Annotated in this window: 13 protein-coding genes; 7 read left to right on the top strand and 6 right to left on the bottom strand. The window is 64.1% G+C overall.

From position 1 onward, the window contains the following. Positions 1 to 141 precede the first annotated feature (141 nt). From RRX38_RS04235 to RRX38_RS04225, 3 genes are read left to right on the top strand one after another with little or no spacing between them, the layout of a single operon-like run. Positions 142 to 1593 carry an efflux transporter outer membrane subunit gene (locus RRX38_RS04235; protein ID WP_315961670.1) on the top strand — a complete coding sequence of 484 codons (1452 nt, stop codon included), beginning with the start codon at positions 142 to 144 and terminating at the stop codon, positions 1591 to 1593. After that, entirely contained in the window at positions 1590 to 2702 is a 1113-nt protein-coding gene (locus tag RRX38_RS04230; protein WP_315961669.1) for an efflux RND transporter periplasmic adaptor subunit, read from the top strand. The genes RRX38_RS04235 and RRX38_RS04230 overlap by 4 nt, the downstream gene beginning before the upstream one ends. After that, positions 2699 to 5746, top strand: coding sequence for an efflux RND transporter permease subunit (locus tag RRX38_RS04225; protein WP_315961668.1), 3048 nt, complete (start codon positions 2699 to 2701; stop codon positions 5744 to 5746). Before RRX38_RS04230 ends, RRX38_RS04225 begins: the two co-directional genes overlap by 4 nt. Before the next feature lie 76 nt (positions 5747 to 5822). Here the strand turns inward: RRX38_RS04225 and RRX38_RS04220 are convergent, their stop codons facing one another. Both RRX38_RS04220 and RRX38_RS04215 read right to left on the bottom strand, forming a co-directional pair. After that, positions 5823 to 7277, bottom strand: coding sequence for an aspartate/glutamate racemase family protein (locus tag RRX38_RS04220; protein WP_315961667.1), 1455 nt, complete (start codon positions 7275 to 7277; stop codon positions 5823 to 5825). 47 nt (positions 7278 to 7324) lie between these two features. Continuing rightward, positions 7325 to 8620 (bottom strand): dicarboxylate/amino acid:cation symporter, encoded by a 1296-nt coding sequence (locus tag RRX38_RS04215; RefSeq protein ID WP_315961666.1) that lies wholly within the window; start codon positions 8618 to 8620, stop codon positions 7325 to 7327. Between the two features lie 654 nt (positions 8621 to 9274). Between RRX38_RS04215 and RRX38_RS04210 the strand changes: the two genes are divergently transcribed. Then, positions 9275 to 10180 carry a LysR substrate-binding domain-containing protein gene (locus tag RRX38_RS04210; protein WP_315961665.1) on the top strand — a complete coding sequence of 302 codons (906 nt, stop codon included), beginning with the start codon at positions 9275 to 9277 and terminating at the stop codon, positions 10178 to 10180. A 579-nt stretch (positions 10181 to 10759) separates the two neighbouring features. Here the strand turns inward: RRX38_RS04210 and RRX38_RS04205 are convergent. From RRX38_RS04205 to RRX38_RS04195, 3 genes are all read right to left on the bottom strand, one after another. Beyond that, positions 10760 to 11926 carry an alpha/beta hydrolase gene (locus RRX38_RS04205; protein WP_315961664.1) on the bottom strand — a complete coding sequence of 389 codons (1167 nt, stop codon included), beginning with the start codon at positions 11924 to 11926 and terminating at the stop codon, positions 10760 to 10762. 61 nt (positions 11927 to 11987) lie between these two features. Next, on the bottom strand, positions 11988 to 12935 hold the full coding sequence (syrB2, locus tag RRX38_RS04200) for a syringomycin E biosynthesis L-threonyl-[L-threonyl-carrier protein] 4-chlorinase SyrB2 (RefSeq protein ID WP_315961663.1): 948 nt from the start codon (positions 12933 to 12935) through the stop codon (positions 11988 to 11990). Continuing rightward, positions 12928 to 14802, bottom strand: a complete 1875-nt coding sequence (locus RRX38_RS04195; protein ID WP_315961662.1) for an amino acid adenylation domain-containing protein — start codon at positions 14800 to 14802, stop codon at positions 12928 to 12930. Before RRX38_RS04195 ends, syrB2 begins: the two co-directional genes overlap by 8 nt. A 275-nt stretch (positions 14803 to 15077) precedes the next feature. Here RRX38_RS04195 and RRX38_RS04190 point away from each other — a divergent pair, with 275 nt between their 5' ends. Then, positions 15078 to 16139, top strand: a complete 1062-nt coding sequence (locus RRX38_RS04190; protein WP_315961661.1) for a TauD/TfdA family dioxygenase — start codon at positions 15078 to 15080, stop codon at positions 16137 to 16139. Continuing rightward, positions 16136 to 17833 (top strand): cyclic peptide export ABC transporter, encoded by a 1698-nt coding sequence (locus RRX38_RS04185; RefSeq protein ID WP_315961660.1) that lies wholly within the window; start codon positions 16136 to 16138, stop codon positions 17831 to 17833. Before RRX38_RS04190 ends, RRX38_RS04185 begins: the two co-directional genes overlap by 4 nt. Positions 17834 to 18145: 312 nt before the next feature. On the opposite strand, the gene RRX38_RS04180 is transcribed toward RRX38_RS04185, so the two are convergent. Next, the gene (locus tag RRX38_RS04180; protein WP_315961659.1) at positions 18146 to 19453 is read right to left on the bottom strand and encodes a diaminobutyrate--2-oxoglutarate transaminase family protein; all 1308 of its coding nucleotides are present in this window, start codon (positions 19451 to 19453) and stop codon (positions 18146 to 18148) included. Positions 19454 to 19629: 176 nt separating this feature from the next. Here RRX38_RS04180 and RRX38_RS04175 point away from each other — a divergent pair, with 176 nt between their 5' ends. After that, the gene (locus tag RRX38_RS04175) at positions 19630 to 20232 is read left to right on the top strand and encodes a LysE family translocator (RefSeq protein WP_315961658.1); all 603 of its coding nucleotides are present in this window, start codon (positions 19630 to 19632) and stop codon (positions 20230 to 20232) included. The last annotated feature ends 328 nt before the right edge of the window (positions 20233 to 20560 follow it).

Genomic DNA, 20560 nt, shown 5'->3' with positions numbered 1-20560 from the left:
TCGCAGGTCTGCCAGTTCATCATCCTTGATTGCAGGTGTCTGGCACCTGAACCCGGGACAGAAGACCCGAGCGGGCCGTGCCAGGGTTGTCCCGGTTTCTGGTGACAGACGCCTTCCGAGACGGCAGGTCTAATTTCCCGCATGCGCACCTTCACGTACCGCCTCGACCCTCTCAAACGCCTGCCTTTATTGGCCTGGGCCTGCACTGCGCTGGCTCTGGGCGGCTGCATGCTGGGCCCGGACTACCAGCGTCCGCCGGTTGCGCTCGACCCGCAATGGCAAGCGCCGTTGCCGCATGGCGGCTCGGTCAGCGGCCTGCAGCACTGGTGGCAGCAATTCAACGACCCGGCGCTGACTCAACTGCTGCGCATGGCCGAGGCCGACAGCCCGAGCATGGATCAGGCCTGGGCCAACATCGCCCAGGCGCGGGCCACGCTGGGCAGCCGTGAGGCCGATGCCTGGCCCCAGGTCAACGGCCAATACCAGGTGGGTCGTGGCGGCCAGCGCCAGGGCGAGCAGAAGGTCGGCGGTTCAGGCTATGCCAAGACCCTGGATGCCAGCTGGGAGCTGGACCTGTTCGGCAAGCTGCGGCGCAACAACGAGGCTGGCCAGGCACGCCTGGAGGCGCGGGTGGATGACTGGCACGACGCGCGCGTGTCGCTGGCGGCGCAGGTGGCCAATGATTACGTGCAGTACCGGGGTTGCCAGTTGCTCAGCCAACTTTACGCAGACCAGCTGCGCTCGCAGCAGGCGACGGCCGATGCCACCCGACAATCCTTGCAGGCTGGCCTGATCTCCAGCGCCGACGCCGCATTGGCCGACGCCAGTGCCGCCAGCAGCCAGTCTGCGCTGATCGAGCAAGAGTCGCAGTGCCAGCTGCTGGTCAAGAGTCTGGTTGCCCTGACCGGCGGCAACGAGCCACGTCTGCGGAGCGTGCTCGACGCGACACCGGCCCGCTTGCCGCAGCCTGCACAGCTGCAGGTGACGCAGATTCCGGCGGACCTGGTCCGGCAACGCCCGGACATCGCCTCGCGTGAGCGGGAAATGGCCGCCGCCAATGCCGAGATCGGCGTCGCCAAGGCCGACCGCCTGCCCAGCCTGAGCCTGGTGGGTACGTTCACCGCCGGTGCGCAGATCGGCCAGGCCAACCGTAGCTGGACCCTGGGGCCGAGCATTTCACTGCCGCTACTCGACGGCGGTCGACGCCTGGCCACCCAGCGTGGCGCCGAAGCGGTATACGCCGCCGCCGTCGCAGCCTATCGGCAGACCCTGCGCACCGGCGTGATGGAGGTGGAGCAGGCGCTGGTGCGGCTGGACGCCAGTGGCCGCCGCGAAGCCTCGGCCGAGCGTGCCAGCGCCGGTTACCAAGCCTCTTTCGAAGCCACCGACCGCAACTGGCAGGCCGGCAATGCCAGCCTGCTGGACCGCGAAACGGCGCGCCGCCAGGCGCTGGAAGCCGACATCCAGCGCATCACCCTGCAACAGGACCAAGTGCGTGACTGGATCAATCTCTACAAAGCCCTGGGCGGCGGTTGGCAGCCCGATGCTCCGCTGGCGCGCCAGCCATCTTCGTTGCCGGGAGGTGGCACATGAAACCTTGGCTCCGTAACAGCCTGCTGGTCGCTGCCGGCGTCGTGCTGGTGGGGGTGCTGTCGAGTCGTTGTACACCTGCACCGCCCCCCGAAAACGATGCGCCGAGCGAAACGGTCAGCAGCCTCAGCGTGGAAGTGGTCAAGCCGCAACGCCAGCAGTGGCCCGGCGTGTTGCAGGCCAGTGGCGCGCTGGCGGCCTGGCAAGAGGCGGTGATCAACGCCGAAACCAGCGGCTTGCGTATCGCCAGCCTGAATGCCGATGTCGGCAGCCAGGTGAAAAAAGGCCAGGTGCTGGCGACCCTGGCCCCGGAGACCGTTCAGGCCCAGGAACAGAAACAGCTGGCCGCCGTGGCTCAGGCGCGTGCCAATCTGGAGGAAGCCCGCTCCAACGACCGCCGCGCGAATGTCGTGGGGCAGGGCGGCTCGTTGTCCGACCAGCAGCGCGAGCAGTACCGCATCCAGGTCGCGGTGGCCAAGGCTGCGCTGGCCAGCGCCGAGGCTGATTTGCGGGCAACCCGCATCAACCTTGGCCAGACCAGGATCCTGGCCGTCGACGACGGAGTGATTTCCTCGCGCACGGCGCTGCTGGGCAAAGTGCTGGCCGCTGGCGATGAGCTGTTTCGCCTGATCCGCGGTAATCGCATCGAGTGGCAGGCCGAGCTGGATGCCCGGCAACTGTCCCAGGTGCGGATCGGTCAGGTGGCCCGGGTGCAGTTGCCAGACGGCCAGCAGGTCACCGGCCAGGTGCGCCTGGTGTCGCCCGTGCTGGACGCCAAGACCAGCCGTGCGCTGGTCTATGTGGCGCTGCCGGTTGGCAGCCCGGCCCAGGCCGGCATGTATGCCAGTGGCCGGATCGACCTGCCGACGCGCGACGCGCTGACCCTGCCGGACTCGGCCGTGGTGCTGCGCGACGGGCGTTCGTATGTCTTCAGCGTGGGGGCGGACCAGCACGTCAAGCAGCAGTTGGTGACCCTCGGCCGACGCCAGCAGCAGGCCGTTGAAGTGCTCAGCGGGCTGGATGCCGACACCCCGGTGGTACGCAGCGGCGGTGCGTTCCTGGCCGACGGCGCGAAGGTCACTGTGGTTCCAGCCGAAGGCGCCACCCTATGAACCTTTCGGCCTGGTCGATCCGCTACCCGGTACCGGGTGTGCTGCTGTTCATCGTGCTGACGCTGTTCGGCTGGCTGGGCTTCGAGCGCCTGCCCATCCAGGACTTCCCGGACATGGACCTGCCGGTGGTGACGATCACCGCCTCTCTGGAAGGCGCCGCGCCCGAACAGTTGGAAACCGAGGTGGCGCGCAAGCTCGAGGACCGCCTGACCTCGCTGCGTCTGCTCAAGCACGTGAACACGGTGATCACCGACGGTGCGGTGACCATCAGTGTCAGCTTCGAGATCGACAAGGACGGCGACGAAGCACTGATGGAGGTGCGCAACGCCGTCGACAGCGCCATGCCGGGGCTGCCGGCCAACCTCGACACACCGTCGGTGTCGCGCCTGACCACCAGTGCCGCGCCGTTGCTCAGCTACGTGGTCGAAGCGCCGGGGATGGACGAGGAGGCGTTGTCGTGGTTCGTCGATAACGACCTGGCGAAGAAGCTCCTGAGTGTCCCCGGCATTGCCCAGATCGCCCGTAGCGGCGGGGTCGATCGGGAAGTACAGGTGGACCTGGACCCGGCACTGATGGCCGGGCTGGGTGTCAGCGTGGCCGAGGTCGATGCCCAGCTCAGGGCCATGCAGAAGGACAACTCCGGCGGCCAGGGCAACCTGGGCAGCGGCCAGCAGGCGGTGCGTACCTTGGGCGCGATCGACGACCCCGCAGCGCTGGCCCGGCTGGCGATTCCCAGCGCCGACGGGCGACTGTTGCCGCTGAGCCAGCTGGGTACTGTCCGCGACGGCCATGCCGAGCGCAGCAGCCTGGCCTTTCATGACGGCAAGCCGGTGATCGGCGTGCAGTTGACCCGTTCGCTGGGCTTCTCCGACGTGGAGGTGGCGCAGGGCGCACGCGAAGCGATGGCCAGCTTCCAGGCCCAGCACCCGCAGGTGAAGATCACCGAGGTCAGCGACACCGTGCGGCCGATCCTGGCCAACTACCACGACTCGATGCACCTTCTTTACGAGGGCATGCTGCTGGCGGTGCTGGTGGTCGGGCTGTTCCTGCGCGACTGGCGCGCCACGCTGATCGTCGCCACGGCGTTGCCGCTGTCGATCCTGCCGACCTTCGGGGTGATGTACCTGGCAGGCTTCACCCTCAACACCATCTCTCTGCTGGCCCTGGCGCTGGTGATCGGGGTGCTGGTGGACGATGCCATCGTCGAGATCGAGAACATCGCCCGCCACTTGCGTGGGGGGACGCCGCCGGCCCGCGCGGCCAGCGAGGCGGCGGGTGAAATCGGCCTGGCGGTGCTGGCCACGACCTTCACGCTGGTCGCGGTGTTCCTGCCCACCGCCTTCATGGGCGGCGTGGTGGGCAAACTGTTTCGCCAGTTCGGCGTGACCGCTTCGGTGGCGCTGCTGTTTTCGCTGCTGGTGGCGCGGGTGCTCACGCCGATGATGGCCGCGTATTTCCTCAAGGCCCGCCAGGAGTCCGAGCGCGACGGCCCGCTCATGCGGCGCTACCTGGGCTGGATTCACCTGACCCTGACCCGGCGCCGTGCCACTTTCCTGGCCGTCACGCTGTTCTTCATCGGTACCCTGGGGTTGATCCCCTGGCTGTCCACCAGCTTCCTGCCCGCGCAGGACAGTGGCACCAGCAAGGTGATGCTGGAGCTGCCGCCGGGCACCACGCTCGAACAGACCGCGCAGATCACCCGGCAGGCCGACCAGCGCCTGCGGGCGATTCCCGAGGTCGCGCATGTGTTCAGCGTGGTGGGCTCGGCGAAAAGCTCGGCCTCAGGCGCGGCGGGCATCATCGGCGCCGGCGATGCGGTCCTTACCGTCGAACTGGTGCCCCGCGACCAGCGTTCGATCAAGCAGAGCGCGGTGGAGTCGAAGATGCGCGAGGCGCTACGCAGCCTCCCGGGCGCACGTGTCGATGTGGGGGGGGACAGCAGCGGCGAAAAGCTCAGCATCGTACTGGCCAGTGACGACGGCGACCTGCTGGAGCGCACCGCACAGGCGCTGGAGCCGCAATTGCGGCAAATTCACGGCATTGGCGCGGTGTCCTCCAGCAGCGCCTTGCAACGCCCGGAGATCCAGATGCATCCGGACACGGCGCGCGCGGCGGCACAGGGCATCACCAGCCAGGCCATCGCCGACACCCTGCGCATGGCCACCTACGGGCAATACAGCTCGCAACTGGGCAAGATCAACCTGTCGCAGCGCCAGGTGGATGTGCGGGTGCGCATGGACCCGGCGGTGCGCCACGACCTGGGGCTGATCGGCCAGCTACGGGTCGCTGGCCGCGACGGCCAGGTGGCGCTCGCCTCGCTGGGCGAGCTGAGCATGGGCAGTGGCCCGGCGCAGATCACCCGCCTGGACCGCTTGCGCAACATCACGCTGTCAGTGGAACTCAATGGCCGTAACCTGGGCGATGTCATGGCCGAGGCGCGGCAACTGCCAGCCATGCAGCATCTGCCCGAACAGGTGAAGATCGTCGAGCAGGGCGAGCTGCAGCTGATGACCGAGCTGTTCGCCAGCTTCGGCCTGGCGATGGCTATCGGTGTGTTGTGCGTGTATGCGGTGCTGGTGCTGCTGTTCCACGACTTCCTGCAACCGGCGACCATTCTCTCGGCGCTGCCGCTGTCGCTGGGCGGCGCGCTGCTGGCGCTGATCCTGTGTGGCATGAGCTTTTCGCTGCCGTCGGTGATCGGCTTCCTGATGCTGATGGGGATCGTGACCAAGAACTCCATCCTGCTGGTGGAATACGCCATCGTCGCGCGCCGTGAAAGGGGCATGAGCCGTTACGACGCGCTGATCGATGCCTGCCACAAGCGCGCGCGGCCGATCATCATGACCACCCTGGCGATGGGCGGCGGCATGCTGCCCACCGCCCTGGGCTTCGGCGAAGACCCGGCGTTCCGCCAGCCGATGGCGGTGATCGTGATGGGCGGTCTGTTGGCCTCGACCGTGCTGAGCCTGCTGGTGGTACCGGTGATCTTCACCTGGGTGGACGACGTGCTGCAGTGCCTGAAGCGGCGGCTGGGCAAGGGGTAGGGACCAAGACTGCGCCTGGCTGGCAGCGTCGAGAGTGGCTTTGAGTCACCTTCGTGCCTTCGGCCGGGCGCCTCGATCAGGCGAGAGCCAAGGCGACACAGCGCTGGGCAAGGACGGTAGTCGGATCGACCAGCGCCACACGGGTCGTTCCGATAAGCAAGCCATCCGACTGAGGAAGGACCAGTGGCAACTCGGTACAGCCCAGGATCAGGATCGTGGCACCGCACTCGACCAAATGAGCCGCCGCTGTCAGCAGGTCATCTTTGCATGGTCCACTGGTATGCCCCGCCTTGACCCCGCGCTCGCCGTAAATCGAGCGCATGACCAGCGCTTGCGCGGCGTCGTCGGGTACCAGCAAGTCCAGGCCCACACGTTCTGCCGCGCAGTGATATACCCGGCTCTGGAGGGTGCCTGAGGTGGCGAGCAGGCCGACTTGCCTGGATGAGCCGTAAGTTCGTTGAATGAAGTCGATCGTCTCGGTCAGCATGTTGATGATCGGAATTCGCAGATGATCCTGGATGCGCTCGACGTAGGCGTGGGCGGTGTTGCAGGGAATGGCGATTGCGTCAGCGCCCTCGTCCTCCAGGCGCTTGCAGGTGGAGTACATCGCTACCGTAGGGTCCGTTGCGTTGTGCAGCAGGTTGGCCGTGCGATCGGGGATCTGTGGATTCTGCTCGACCACCATCTTGATGTGATCCTGGTCACGTCCTGCTGGCGTGTTCTTTACCACCTTGCCCATGAAATCGACCGTAGCAGCGGGTCCCACACCTCCGACGATGCCCAGTTTGAAACTGGGGCCAGTCCGGGGCGACTCCGTTGCAGTGGCGAACTCGGCGTAGACCTGGTTTACGTCGATACAGTCGATGCCTCGACGCAGCAGCTCGGCTACAACCAGCGAGATCTCTGTCATCCCAGGGAGTAAAAGCGTGACCCCCTGGCTTTTGAGGTCAAGACATACCTGGTGCAGCATTTCGATTGCCGCGCCATCCAGATACCCCGCCTTTATACCCGCCGGGCCGTAGACCGCCTGCATCAACGCAACCTGGCTGACTTCGCAGGGGTAGACCAGTTCGAAGTCGTCCCCAAGATGTTTTTCGAACAAACCGGCGGCCCGTACATAGTCCGAAGCCAGGATACCCAAGCGCGTTCCAGGCTCGGCCAGCGCGCTCAAATGGCACTTCAAGCCCTGCATCATGTCGACGATCGGGATATCCAGTTCCGCCTTGAGTTCATCGATGAAGGTATGACTGGCAAAGCACGGAATCAGCACGGCGTCGGCGTCGCTCTGTGCGTACCCTTGGCACACCTGAAACACGTACAGCTTGCGCGACGTCATGCTGGCGTCGGCGCTCAATGGCAAGGATAAATCCTTGAACGGGTGCTGCTCGAAAAGGAGATGGTAACGGCCTTGGTCAGCAAGCACCGGTTCAGTCTTGAGCAACTTCAAGAACAGGTCTCCTCCGGCAAGCGAGCCAAGGCCGCCGATGATGCCCAGCGTTCGTCCAGCGTATTTTCTTCTCGACTGTTTCATGTTCTGTTCAACGAGGCAGTAAGGGGGGGCTTTCAACAATGTTCGCTTCAGGCGTTCTGAGGATCGCTCTGAATGGCTGATCGCGGTGACGCCTGTGGCAAGGCACCTTTTTCGTGCTTGTCTTCCATCTTGGCGATGACGGCGGTGGCAATGCTGTTGCCCACCACGTTGGTGGCGGTACGGCCCATGTCCAGGAACTGATCGATAGCCAATATCAGCAGCAGACCGGCTTCGGGGAGGTGGAACATTGGCAGCGTGGCGGCGACGACGACGATGGATGCGCGTGCTACGCCTGCCATGCCCTTACTGGTGACCATCAAGGTCAGCAGAATCAGGGCCTGCTGAGTAAATGACAGATCAATGTTGTACGCCTGGGCAATGAACATGATCGCGAAGGCTTGATACATCATCGAACCGTCAAGGTTGAATGAGTAACCCAATGGAAGGACGAAGCTGGAAACGCGTTTTGAAGCACCGAACTTTTCCAGTGCATCGATCGTTTTCGGATAGGCCGACTCGCTGCTGGCGGTCGAGAACGCCAGCAGAACGGGTTCGCGGATCAACTTGCCAAGCCGGAACACCGAACGACCAAGGAACAAGTAGCCCACGGCGAAGAGCACCGCCCACAGCAGTAGAACGCCACAATAGAACTCGCCAATCAGCTTGCCGTAGTCGAACAGCAACCCGATACCTTGCGTGGTCACCGCTGCTGCAAGCGCTGCAAAAACGCCAATAGGCGCGAACATCATGACGTAGTCGGTGATACGGAACATGACCTTGGCCAGATCATCGACCAGGGCGCCAATCCTTTCGTTGCCCTGTTGTTTGACGTAAGCGAGCGCCAGACCGAAGAACAATGAGAACACCACGATTTGCAGGATCTCGTTATTGGCCATGGCCTCGGCGATGCTGCGGGGGAAAACATGGCTTATGAATGTCTTGAGGCTGAAGTCACCTGCATTGACGGTGACGGCGCCGGAGGCCTGAGCTTGCTGAAGGTCCAGGTTGAGGCCGGCGCCTGGTTGAAAGATGTTCACCAGCAACATGCCCAGTGCAAGAGAGAACACCGAGGCGCTTACGAACCAGATCATCGAGCGCAACCCGATTCGGCCGACCGAGCCGGAGTTGCCGAGGCTGCTGATGCCCGCGACCAGGGTCGCAAACACCAGGGGCGCGATGATCATTTTGATCATGCGCAGAAAAATATCGGTGACCAGGCTGAAGTACGCGGCCATTTCTTTCGCGGCGGCAGGAGACGCCGAGTACGTATTGCAACCCCAGCCCACGACGATGCCAAGGACAATCGCAACGGCGATATAGGTGGGTAGTTTCTTGTTGTTCATTTCGACCTCTTTATTATTAATGGCGCGTCGAAGCTCGCAGCGCCCTTGAAAATATGGCGCTGGCCAGGACAGGGTTCGCAGTTAAAGCCAATACAGTTCAGTTAGTTGTTATGGGGCTCGGTAGGAGCGGCTTTAGCCGCGAAGCGACCGCATGTTCACGACACAGTTAGGCCCTGGGAGCGAGCCCCCATAACGACTAACTGACCGGTATGGCTGTCAAAGCAGCCCGATCAGGGAAATAAGAAGGATTATCCGGTCGGCCTGCAGAACTTCTTGGTCAGTAATGAACTGGCATGCTGGAGAGCGCAGCGCAACGGCGCATGCTGTCTATGGGCGGTGCTTTTGGCGCAAAAACAAAAGACCTTACATAGCGTATTCATGACAACCTCGACAGGGGCGATGGGTGCAGATTACGCCAAGCGGATGAAGCAGTTGATGAGGATGCGCCATAGTTTCATGCCATAAAATCATAGTTTGCGATTTTCACGGAATGAGGCGATATATTCGCGTAACTGCGGCGATATTTCATCGAAGGCTGCGCGCGGAGGCTGCGACGGCCGGTTGGACAGTTGGAAGGGACGCGCAGCGCGTGCAAAGCTCGGAATCAGCCCTGCTGCAATTTTTTCGCCGTGTCGAGGATCCATCGAGAACATCATGCAGACCAAATGGATAGATGACCTGTTAGCGATCGCAGAAACCAAGAACTTTTCCCGTGCGGCAGAGATGCGTTGCATCACTCAGTCGGCGTTGTCGCGGCGGATCAAGTCGCTTGAAGAGTGGGTGGGCGTCGAACTCGTTGATCGGGGGACCTACCCGGTGCAGCTCACCCTGGCCGGGCAGACATTCTGCAACGAGGGGCGGGAAGCTTTGTCTGCATTCATGGACTTGCGCTCGTCATTGCGGCGCGGTGAGCGGATGCCTGGACGATCCATTCAGGTGGTTGCGGGTCATACACTGTCCATGACGTTCGTACCCAAATGGTTCACTCAATTCCAACAGCGCAATGGCTATTTCACGGCCCGTGTACTGGCAGCCAACGTTCAGGAAGCCGTTATTGCATTGGCAGAAGGTGGCTGTGACCTGATGATCGGTTACAGCCATCCACGCGCGCCCATCCTTCTGGACCCAGACAAATTCGTGGGGCTTCGCTTGGGCACTGATGCGTTTTTCCCGGTTTCAGCCCCCGGTGCCGATGGCAAACCGTTATTCGCATTGTCTGGATCTCCTCACCAGCCCATTCCTTACCTCTCTTATACCGCGACCTCGTTTCTGGGCCGGGTAGTCGATCTGATTCTTCATGGCCAACCGGTGCAACCTGACCTGCAGCGTTTTTACGAAGCCGACATGGCCATGCACCTGATGCGAATGGCGCGCGAGGGCTATGGAATTACCTGGTTACCCGAGTCGGCGGTGGAAGAGGAAATCGCGGCCGGCAAACTCGTTCGCGCGGGAGGACCTGAATGGGCTGCTGAGTTGGAGATATGGTCGTTCCGTTCGATCGGCAACACCAATCAAACGATGATCGAGCTGTGGAAGTCGCTTGAGAGGGATGTCCCTTGATGGGCCGATGATGGCGAAGACAGGGGCGCCCTGCAGCCAGCATTTCTCCAGCGAGCCAGACTGCCAATACACGCCGAAAGGTCAGCCCTGCCGAGGCTTGAAGCTAGCCACAATACTGATCTTTTAGACCAGAGGAATCTCGTCTGGCGTCGCTTTTGCTTTTTTTAAAGCACAGAACTTGCAGACGCCGCCAAACGCGACTTCGGTGCAGGCCGAGTGGAGGTGTCATGGAAGGGGGTAAGCCGGCAGGGATGCCGGCTTAGGCGCACTGGGCCAGGGACGGGCCATTGCGCCGGCCCCCTGGAATGGCGCCGGAAGGAGGGAACCCCGCCGCAGGCGGGGCCAAACCAGGAGCAGTGGTTTGCCCACTTTGCCGTAACAAAGTGGGTCGCCCGCCAGGGCGAAACCTGGGGCCGGGCCAGCTTGAACATCAGTTGGGAGGAGTTCGCGAGCAAGCTCCAACAGAATCCGAAGAGTGTCTAACTGGTCGGTATTGGATTTAGCCGCGTTAAAAAGGTAGGAGCCGCTTCAGCGGCGAAAATGATTCGCGGATGAGGCGGCTCCCGGTGTGGAGGAGGGTCAGGCCGCCGCCAGCAACGCTTCCATGAAGCCAAACGCCACCGGCAGCGAGCGTCGGCCATGTTCGAAGAACGCCACATGGCTGCCGCCTTGTTCAATGTGCAGGCGCGCCTGGGGCAGGGTACGGGCCACGTGTTTGGAGCCACCGATATGGGTGGTCTGGTCGTTGTCGCCGGCCACCACCAGGGCAGGCACTTCGATACTCGGCAGCACGGCATGCAGGTCGGTCTGGTTCAGAGCATGGTTGAGCCGTGCGTAGCGGTAGAACAGCTCGGCGTTGGTGTAGGGGTACAACGCCAGGTGGGCGATGGGCTCGGGGGTGGTCATCAGTGTGGCGGGGTCGACGAACAGCTTCTGCAGCTCGCGGGCTTCCTCGCGGTCGCCGGCTGCGGCTTCCATCAACCACTCGAAATTGCGCTGGTGCGGGGTGCGCCAGTCATCCTCGCCCAGGGTGTAGTCGCCATGCCACAGGCTCAGCGAACGCACGCGTGCGGGCTGGCTGGCCGCCGCGCACAGGGCGATCATCGCGCCACCGCAAATGCCCATCAGGTGCGCGTCTGGCTGGTCGAAATGGTCCATCACGGCAAACAGATCCGCCACTTGGGCATCGGTATCCACGGCCAGGCTGTCGAAATCTTCGGCGCCGCCGAACAGGCCACGGGTTTCCCAGGTGAGCACCCGGTACTGCTGTGCCAGGCCCTGGACCCAGTCCTGGCACAGTTCGAAAGGCAAGCCGCAGGGCAAGGCCAACAGCAGGGCTGGCAGGCCGGGCTCGCCGCCGCTGTAGGCGTTGAGCGGCGCGCCATCGAAACTGTCGATCACACAGGCCTGCAGGCCGGCGGGGGGCGGGCTGAAATCGAATTCGGCGATCAGTCGCTCGCTGTGCGGGCCAGTATCCACGGGGCCGCTCGGCAGAGCCTTGCTCAGGCGCCGACTGATCAACAGCTCGAAGGATGACAGCTGCTCGGGGGCGTCATGGCAGAAGCGCAGCGGCTGTACGCCACAGGCGGCGAAGGCCTGGCTGACCAGGCGTTCACAGGTTTCCAGATGGCTGGCAGGCACGGGGTTGAAGGCGATGCTCAAGGGGCTGGGCAGGTTCGGGGCCAGGTGGCGCAGCAGGCGCACTGCCTGGCACACCCGCAAGGTCGGGTCGTTTGGCAGGGTCATGGGACAGCTCCGCAAAAAACAGAAGGAGTTGGCAGGGCCGGGGCCGGCCCTGCCGAGGGGGTCAGCTGCGCTCGAAGCGCTTGCCGCGTGTGGTGTGGGTGACCAGGCGGTTGTAGGCCGGGGTGTGCTCACCGACCACCTGTACCGCGCCGTAGTTTTCCAGGCTGATCTTGCCGCCGTACTCCTCGATGTGGTCGGAGTCCGGGTACACATGCACGAACGACGGCACGTAGCGCGAGGCAAAGCCCATGCGCATTTCCTGGCTCTCGCCGCTGTGCGGGTAGGAGGCGTGCATCAGGGTCGACCAGAAGATCACGAACTGGCCGGCCTTCATCTGGATCGGCACCGCCTGGCTTTCATCCGGTTCCCAGTTCTCGTCGATCTGCAACTGACGATAGTCGTAGCCGAAGAAGCCGCGGCGCACGCCGTTCTTTTCCTTGGCGTTGACCAGCTCCGGCGAGTACTCCATGCGCTTGGTTTCGTCGTAGTTCATGCTGTTCTGCGTGCCGGGGATGAACTGCAGGCAACCGTTGGCGATGGTCACGTCGGTGAAGGCGGTCCAGACCGTGATGGTGCCGCCGAAGTCTTCATGTTCCGGCCAGATGATCTGTGGCTTGCCGGAGGCGTTGGCGAAGGTGTCGGCCTGGTGCCAGTCGGTGCCTTCGTCGCCGGGGTATTTGGGGAAGAACTCGGTACGCCAGCAGATCACCTCAGGGCCCAGGATGCTTTGCACGCGGTCGCAGATCTGCGCGCGGCAGATGTGGTCGGCGAGGAAGTCATCGTCCAGATGGCGGTCGTAGTTGGCGATGTTGGTGGCCCCGGAGATAGCGTCCAGGTCCTGATAGGCGGCATGGCTGCGGTCGAGCAGGCGCAGGCGGGTGCGCCGCCAGATCTCCTTCATTTCCTCTTGGGAATAGGCGGTGAACGGACCGATGAAACCGTTTTTCTCGAACTGGGCGCGTTCTTCGGCAGTGAGGTGAAAACGTTGCGCTGTAGCGACTTCAGACATGGGCTTGCTCCTTCGAACGTTGGGCGTTGGCAAGTGACATTTCAATGCTCTGGGCCAGGATCCGTGCGGTGGCGCCATCGGCCAGCACACCGGGGTTGAGGTCGATGCGGTAGTGGTTTTTCAGAACGCTCAGGGCGCGGATCAGCGCCAGCGAGGTGCCGCCGAAGTCGAAGAAGTCGTCGTCGATGCCAATGCCTTTGAGGCCGATGTCTTCGGACCACACCTTGAGCACGCGGCGCTGGTGTTCCGAAAGGTCGCTTTGCGGTTGCGCCGCCGGCTGATCGGCGCTGCTCGGCGAGGGCAGGCGGGCGCTGTCGATCTTGCCGTGGTCGGTCAATGGCAGTTGCGCCAGTGCCATGTAGGCCGAAGGACGCATGAAGTCGGGCAGGTGCTCGCTGGCCAGGGCGGCCAGGCGCTCGCGCAGGGCAGGGCTCAGCTGTCCGCCGCCATCGGCCGGCACCACATAGGCCAGCAGGCGAACGTCACCGTCGCCGTAATCGTGGGCGCAGACATGGCTGGCGCTGATCAGTCCGTCGCGCTGCAGGCAGGCCTGCACCTCACCGGCCTCGATACGGAAGCCGCGCACCTTCAGCTGCTGGTCGGCGCGCCCCTTGTAGTGATGCACGCCCTGGCTGTCACGGCTGAGCAGGTCGCCGCTGCGGTAGGCACGCGCCTGGCTGCCGGGCAGGGTCACGAAACGCTGGGCGGTCAGGTCCGGACGGTTCAGGTAACCCGGTGCCACGCCTGCGCCTTCGATGAACAGTTCACCCACTTGCCCGTCCGCCACGGCATCGCCATGTTCGTCGAGCAGGTGCAGGACCCAGCCATCCAGCGGCTCGCCGATCGGTACGCTGGTGTGGTTCGCCAGGTCCTTGGCCAATACGCGGTGGTAGGTGGTGTGCACCGTGGCCTCGGTAATCCCGTACATGTTCACCAGTTGCGGCTGTGCGTCGCCATGGCGCGCCACCCAGGACTTCAGCACGCTGGACGGCAGCGCCTCGCCACCGAACACCACGTAACGCAGTGCCAGTGGTTCGGGGGCCTGCTGATTGGCCTGGTCCAGGCCGCGGAATGCCGAGGGGGTCTGGCTGAGGACGGTGACCCCGGTCTTGGCCAGCCAGGCCTGGAAGGCCTGCGGCGAGCGGGACACCTCGTAAGGCACGATTGCCACATGCCCGCCATACGCCAGGGCGCCCCAGATTTCCCAGACCGAAAAGTCGAAGCCGATGGAGTGGAACATCGACCACACATCGTCGCTGTTGAATGCGAAGCGGCGCTGGGTGCTGGCCAACAGCGCGCTGGCGTTGGCATGGGTGACCTGCACGCCCTTGGGGGTGCCGGTGGAGCCGGAGGTGTAGATCACATAGGCTGGCGACTGGGCCGGGTCGCGGGCATCACCAGGCGTCAGTGGCTTGTCGCTGCTCTGCAGCAGCGCCTCGATGCCCAGCAGCCTGATGCCTTCAGGCAGCGGTTGCTCCAGGCTCTGGGCATCGCCGATCAGCACTTGCAGGCCGCTGTCCTCAATGATGTGGGCAATGCGCTTGGCCGGGTAGCGCGGGTCGATCGGCACGTAGGCGCCGCCGGCCTTGAGAATGCCCAGCAGGGCACTGACCAGCTGCGTACCGCGCGGCAGGCACAGGCCCACCAGGGTGCCGGCCTTGACGCCCTCGGCGCGCAAGTGAGCGGCCAGGCGCGAAGACGCGGCATCCAGTTCGGCATAGCTCAGGGCCCCGTCCTGGTCACTGACCGCGGTACGCTCGGGAAGGGCCCGGGCCTGGGCGCTGAACAGCTCGTGCAGCAGTGCAGACTTGGGCAACGGGGTGCTGGAGGAGTGGCCTGGGCTGCCAGTGGGGGGAGAAATCGGCATTCGATAACGCTCCTGTAGGGGTCGCAAAGGGCATTACGCCGTGGCACCTTGCCTGGCGCAGGGTGTATGGGTTTGCTTACATCGAAGAATTGGAGCACCCAGGCGTTCGGGGTGTCTGTCGATGGAAACCGGGACAAACCTTTGCTACCCGACTGTCCCGGTTTGAGGTGACAGACAGTCCTCTGGGGCGGTGCTTAGATCGTCGGCTGCTGGGCGCGCCATGCCGGAATTTCGCGGTAGCGCCCTGAGCCTTTGTCATTGCCCGGGAGCCGCCCATGACCGCAGACACCCATGCCTCGTCCACCGTCAGCCACGCTGGCCGCACGATGCCCTTGCAACCACCAGGTGGGGCGCTGGACGACCGCGTGCGCGTTGCGCCGCTGTCGCCGCAGGCCACCTTGCCGCTGGTGATAGAGCCCGCGCAGCCAGGTCTGGATGTTCTCGCCTGGGCCGCCGAACAGCGTTGCGCCCTGGACGCTCTGCTGTGCGAGCACGGTGCGCTGCTGTTCCGTGGGTTTGGTCTGGACAGCGTGGCGGCCTTCGAAGCCTTTGCCGAAGCGCTGTCGCCAGGCCTGCATGGCGGCTATGGCGACCTGCCGAAAAAGGAAGGCGGGCGCAACGTGTACCGCTCCACGCCTTATCCGGAGCGGGAAATGATCCTGTACCACAACGAGAGTTCGCACCTGGAGAGCTGGCCGCGCAAGCAATGGTTCTACTGCGAGCTGCCGTCCAAGGTGGGAGGTGCCACGCCGCTGGCCGACATCCGCCAGGTACTGCGCCGGCTGCCAGCCGACGTGGCGCAGGCCTTCGCCAGCAAGGGCCTGCGTTACAGCCGCACCTTCATCGAGGGGGTCGAGCCGAGCTGGCAGCAGTTCTTCGGCACCGAGCAGCGCGAGCAGGTAGAGGCCCACTGCCGCGCGCAGGGCACGCCATTCGAATGGCTCGACGACAACACCCTGCAGATCCATACCCATTGCCCTGGCGTGCTGCAGCATCCGATTACCGGCGAGGCGGCGTTCTTCAATCAGGTGCAACTGCATCACCCGTACTGCCTGGGTGAAGACATGCGGGAAGACCTGCTCGACCTGTTCGGCGAGGGCCGCCTGCCACGGCTGGTGAGCTATGGCGATGGCAGCCCCATCGACGACCACACCATGGAATTGATCGGCCAGGCCTATGAGGCCTGCGCGGTACGCTTCGACTGGCGGCAGGGCGACCTGGTGATGCTCGACAACATGCTCACCGCGCATGCCCGTGACCCTTATCAGGAGCCTCGCCTGATCGCCGTGGCCATGGGCGAGATGGTCGAGCGTGACCAGGTCTGGAGGCGGTCATGAGTAGCGCAGCCGACACGCCGGCCAAGCCCGGTTCGCTGCTGCGCCTGCTATGGCGCAGCCACCCCTGGCTGACCCTGTTCACCGTACTGACCGGGGTGATCAGCGGGGTGGCCTCCATCGCGGTGGTCAACGTAATCAACACGGCGATCCACGATGACGCCGCCCGCTCTACGGCGCTGTACTGGTTCGTCGGCCTGAGTGTGGTGGCGCTGCTGTTTCGCAACGGCGCGGCACTCTTCCCGGCGCTCGCCAGCCGGCGCATCATGACCCACCTGCGCATCGCGCTGTGCCGCAAGATCCTCGTCACCCCCCTGGAGGAAGTCGACCGGCGCGGCGCGGCCAATGTGCTGACCATGCTCACCACCGACATTCCCCAGCTCAGCACCACGCTGGTGGTGATTCCCACGGTGCTGGTCGAGGCCACGGTGTTCGTCTTCGGTATCGGCTACCTGGCCTACCTGTCGTGGGTGGTGCTGGCCTTCACCCTGGGCCTGATGCTGCTCGGCGTGGTGCTGTATTTCTTCTGCTTCGGCAAGGGCATCGGCGTGTCAAGCCGCATGCGCGACGAATACACCGCCTTCAATGAATACACCCATGCGCTGGTATTCGGGCTCAAGGAACTCAAGCTCAACCGCATTCGCCGCAACTGGTTCAGCCGTACGGCAATCGAGGCGTCGTCCACCCGTGTGGCGCAGCTGAATTTCGTCGAAAGGGTGTGGTTTACCCTGGGCGACAACGTCGGTCAGCTGACCTTGTCGTTGCTGATCGGCTGCCTGCTGTTCGTCGCGCCGCAACTGGCGGTGCTCGAGCCCAGTGTGCTGACCGCCAGCCTGCTGGCAGTGCTGTACATCATGGGGCCGGTATCGCTGCTGGTTGGGGCCATGCCGGTGCTCGCCCAGGGGCGGGTGGCCAGTACCCGCTTGGCGCAGTTCGGCTTTTCCATCGATGCGCATCACGGCCATACCGTCGAGCCGGACGTGCCTTCGCTGCCCGCCGTCGCCGGCAGCGAAGGCATGCCGGGCATTTCGTTGCAGGGTGTGCGGGTGCAGTACCAGGGCGCCGATGCCAGCGCGGGCTTTGCCCTGGGTCCCATCGACCTGCAGCTGGTACCCGGGCAGCTGGTGTACATCGTGGGCGGCAACGGGTGCGGCAAAAGTACCCTGGCCAAGGTCCTGTGCGGGCTTTATGTGCCCAGCGATGGCCAGCTCAAACTGGGCGACCAAGTCGTCGACGAGCACAACCGCAGCGCCTACCGCGACCTGTTCTCGGCGGTGTTCTCGGACTTCCAGCTGTTCAACCGGCTGATCGGTCCGGATGAAAACGGCGCCTGTCCGGACACCGCCAAACAGTACCTGGAAACCCTGGGGCTGGCGGACAAGGTGCAGATTCAGGGGCACGGCTACTCGACGCTCAAGGCGCTGTCGTACGGGCAGCAGAAACGCCTGGCGCTGGTGTGTGCCTACCTGGAGGACCGGCCGGTGTACGTGCTCGATGAGTGGGCCGCCGACCAGGATCCGCCGTTCAAGCGCTTCTTCTATCAGGAGCTGCTGCCCGACCTGAAGCGGCGCGGCAAGACGGTGCTGATCATCACCCACGACGACCAGTACTTCCAGCTGGCCGACCGCATCATCAAGCTCGACAGTGGACGGATCGTCTCGGATGTCGATTGCACACTGCAGGAGCGGCAGGCTTAGGCACAAAGGGCCACGGACGGCCCATTGCGCTTGAACCCGATACCCTTCGATCAGGTCGCTCCAAAAAAAGCCGAAGAGCTCTTAACTCACCAGTATTGGATTTAGCCGCAATACTGTTCAGTCAGGCCGGGTAGGAGCGGCTTTAGCCGCGAAGCGATCGCCTGTTCACAACAGATGCCGTGAATTTCCTGGCGCTTTCGCGGCTAAAGCCGCTCCCACCGGGCCACATGCCGCTTAAGCGAACGGTATTGGCTTCAGCCGGGAAGCTTTCCGCGGCCAAGGCCCTTGAGTGATAAAACGCTCCAGCCTGCCTCAGCAGGCTGCCTCCAGCGCACTGTCCAAGCGCTCCAGCACCTGGCCGATCTCCTCATCACTGATGTTCAGCGGCGGCAGCAAGCGCAGCACCGAGCTGTGCCGGCCGCCGGTTTCGATCAGCAGGCCTTTGGCAAAGCACTCACGCTTGATCGCCGCAGCCAGAGCCTTGTCTGCCGGGCCTGGGCGGCCGTCCTGGCCGGGCTGGGCGATTTCCACGCCCAGCATCAGCCCGCGCCCGCGTACCTCGGCCAGCGCCGGGTAGCGCCTGGCCAGGCTGTCGAGCCCCTCGCGCAAGCGCTCACCGGCCCGCGCAGCACGCGCCACCAGACCGTTGGCCTGGATGTGCTCGATGGTCGCTGCGCCGGCCACCATGGCGATCTGATTGCCACGGAAGGTGCCGGCATGCATGCCGGCGGTCCAGGTGTCCAGGTGCTCGGCGAACACGATCAGCGACATCGGGTAACCCCCGCCGATGGCCTTGGACAACACCAGAATGTCCGGCACGATGCCGGAATGTTCGATGGCGAACAGGCTGCCGGTGCGGCCCAGGCCGGTCTGCACCTCGTCGACGATCAGCAGAATGCCCAGCTCCCGGGTCAGCTCGCGCAACTGGCGCATCCAGTTGGCCGAGGCCGGAATGCAACCCCCTTCGCCTTGTACCACCTCCACCAGGACCGCCGCCGGTTGCTGAACGCCGCTCTCCGGGTCGCCCAGCAGCGTGCGCAGGTAATCGATGCTCAACTGCTCGGTGTGGCTGCCGTCGGTGCCGAACGGGCAGCGCAGCGGGTAGGGGAAGGGCATGAAATGCGTACCGGCGGTCACCGCGGCGGCGTGAAACTTCGGCTTAAGGTTGCCCATCGCCGAGAGCGCCCCGGCGGTCATGCCGTGATAGCCGCCCTGGAAGGCCAGCAAGGTCGAGCGCTGGGTGTAATGGCGCGCCAGCTTGATGGCTGCCTCCACCGCATCCGAGCCGCTGGGCCCGCAGAACAGCACCTTGCCATGCTCGCGCAGTGCCGGGGGCAGGGTGGCGAACAGCGTCTTGACGAAGGCGTGCTTGGCCGGTGTGGCCAGGTCAAGGGCCTGCTGCAACTGGTCGGTCTGCAGGAATTCCAGCACGGCGTCGCGCACCGCTGGCGGGTTGTGCCCCAGCGCCAGGGTGCCGGCGTTGCTCAGGCAGTCGAGGTATTCGCGGCCCTGGGCATCCTTGAGGCGCATACCGTTGCCCTTGACGAACAATTGCTTGAAGCTGGCCGCATAAGTGCGGGCGTTGGATTCCACCTTCGACAAATCGCTGATTTCTGGCATGTTCGGTCATCCGTTGCGCGAAAGAGATAGGCCCCATGGGCAGCTCGATTCTCCGGCAGTGCCGGCGACCGGACAATTTCCGCCGACCCGGCTGTCCCGGCTTTCCATGCCAGACACTGCCGGTGAGCGAAGCTTCAATACCGGCTCTGTAATTTCAAGACAGGTGAGTACCGCGCATGAGTGAAACGATCTTCCTGACCTTGTTCGCCGTGTTGGCCGTCCCCGGGCCAACCAACTCGCTGTTGTTCCAGACCGGCGTCAATCGCGGTCTGAGTCTGCGCGCCCTGCGCTGGGTGGTGGCGGAATGGGCAGCCTATATGCTGCAGATCAGCGTCTGGGGCCTGACCCTGGACTGGATCGCCCGTGACCATCCTTGGGTGGCCACCGCGAGCAAAGTCTTTGCGGTCGGGTTTCTGTTCTACATCGCCATCAAGCTGTGGGGTATGGCACGCCGAGGCGCCGCAGACACCACTCCGGGACTCTCGCCGGTGGGGTTGTTCGTGGCCACCCTGAGCAACCCCAAGGGGCTGTTCTTCGCGTCGTTCGTGGCGCCAGCCGGCACGTTCATGACGGGCGCCAGCTACCTGGAATTCATGGCCGCGTTCACCCTGGTGGTCCTGCCGGTGGGGGCCGCCTGGGTTGCTTTCGGGGCCATGTTCGGAGGGCGCCTGACTTCCGCGCACGCCACGTTCTGGATGAACCGGGGCGTATCGATGGTGATCGCCCTGTTCGCCAGTGGCCTGCTCTACAGCGTGGCAGTCAAGCCGTTGCTGGCCTGAGCCACGCTCATCCGCCTGCGATTGCCGCGCGCTGCCGCGGCGCCGGCGCTTGCACCAATTCACTGGCCGCGTAGAGGCCAGTCACCCGCCGATGTTTGTCCTGGTACTCGCACGCCACCAGCGGACTGGCAAAGGGCGGCGCGGCAAGCACCCGCATGACTCGACCGCCGAGCGCAGGCGCACGTACTGTCCCGCTGCGAAATCATTCATCTGCCTGCCTCCTGCAGGGCGCGCCCCATGCGCGTCCGTTTCGGCATTCGAGCAGCGATGCCCCTGGCTGTCTGTCACCGGAAAGCCGGACAGCCACCGCAGCGAACCGGGGACAGCT

Origin of the sequence: Pseudomonas sp. DTU_2021_1001937_2_SI_NGA_ILE_001, from assembly GCF_032463525.1 — a bacterium.
Classification (GTDB): domain Bacteria; phylum Pseudomonadota; class Gammaproteobacteria; order Pseudomonadales; family Pseudomonadaceae; genus Aquipseudomonas.
Note: the sequence above shows the minus strand (reverse complement) of the source record. Positions and strands in the feature narration are given on the sequence as shown.

What these genes read in the sequence shown, in the direction of transcription:
- RRX38_RS04235 (WP_315961670.1), top strand. Translation starts at nt 142, where the DNA reads ATGCGCACCTTCACGTACCGCCTCGACCCTCTCAAACGCCTGCCTTTA.
- RRX38_RS04230 (WP_315961669.1), top strand. Translation starts at nt 1,590, where the DNA reads ATGAAACCTTGGCTCCGTAACAGCCTGCTGGTCGCTGCCGGCGTCGTG.
- RRX38_RS04225 (WP_315961668.1), top strand. Translation starts at nt 2,699, where the DNA reads ATGAACCTTTCGGCCTGGTCGATCCGCTACCCGGTACCGGGTGTGCTG.
- RRX38_RS04220 (WP_315961667.1), bottom strand. Translation starts at nt 7,277, where the DNA reads ATGAAACAGTCGAGAAGAAAATACGCTGGACGAACGCTGGGCATCATC.
- RRX38_RS04215 (WP_315961666.1), bottom strand. Translation starts at nt 8,620, where the DNA reads ATGAACAACAAGAAACTACCCACCTATATCGCCGTTGCGATTGTCCTT.
- RRX38_RS04210 (WP_315961665.1), top strand. Translation starts at nt 9,275, where the DNA reads ATGCAGACCAAATGGATAGATGACCTGTTAGCGATCGCAGAAACCAAG.
- RRX38_RS04205 (WP_315961664.1), bottom strand. Translation starts at nt 11,926, where the DNA reads ATGACCCTGCCAAACGACCCGACCTTGCGGGTGTGCCAGGCAGTGCGC.
- syrB2 (WP_315961663.1), bottom strand. Translation starts at nt 12,935, where the DNA reads ATGTCTGAAGTCGCTACAGCGCAACGTTTTCACCTCACTGCCGAAGAA.
- RRX38_RS04195 (WP_315961662.1), bottom strand. Translation starts at nt 14,802, where the DNA reads ATGCCGATTTCTCCCCCCACTGGCAGCCCAGGCCACTCCTCCAGCACC.
- RRX38_RS04190 (WP_315961661.1), top strand. Translation starts at nt 15,078, where the DNA reads ATGACCGCAGACACCCATGCCTCGTCCACCGTCAGCCACGCTGGCCGC.
- RRX38_RS04185 (WP_315961660.1), top strand. Translation starts at nt 16,136, where the DNA reads ATGAGTAGCGCAGCCGACACGCCGGCCAAGCCCGGTTCGCTGCTGCGC.
- RRX38_RS04180 (WP_315961659.1), bottom strand. Translation starts at nt 19,453, where the DNA reads ATGCCAGAAATCAGCGATTTGTCGAAGGTGGAATCCAACGCCCGCACT.
- RRX38_RS04175 (WP_315961658.1), top strand. Translation starts at nt 19,630, where the DNA reads ATGAGTGAAACGATCTTCCTGACCTTGTTCGCCGTGTTGGCCGTCCCC.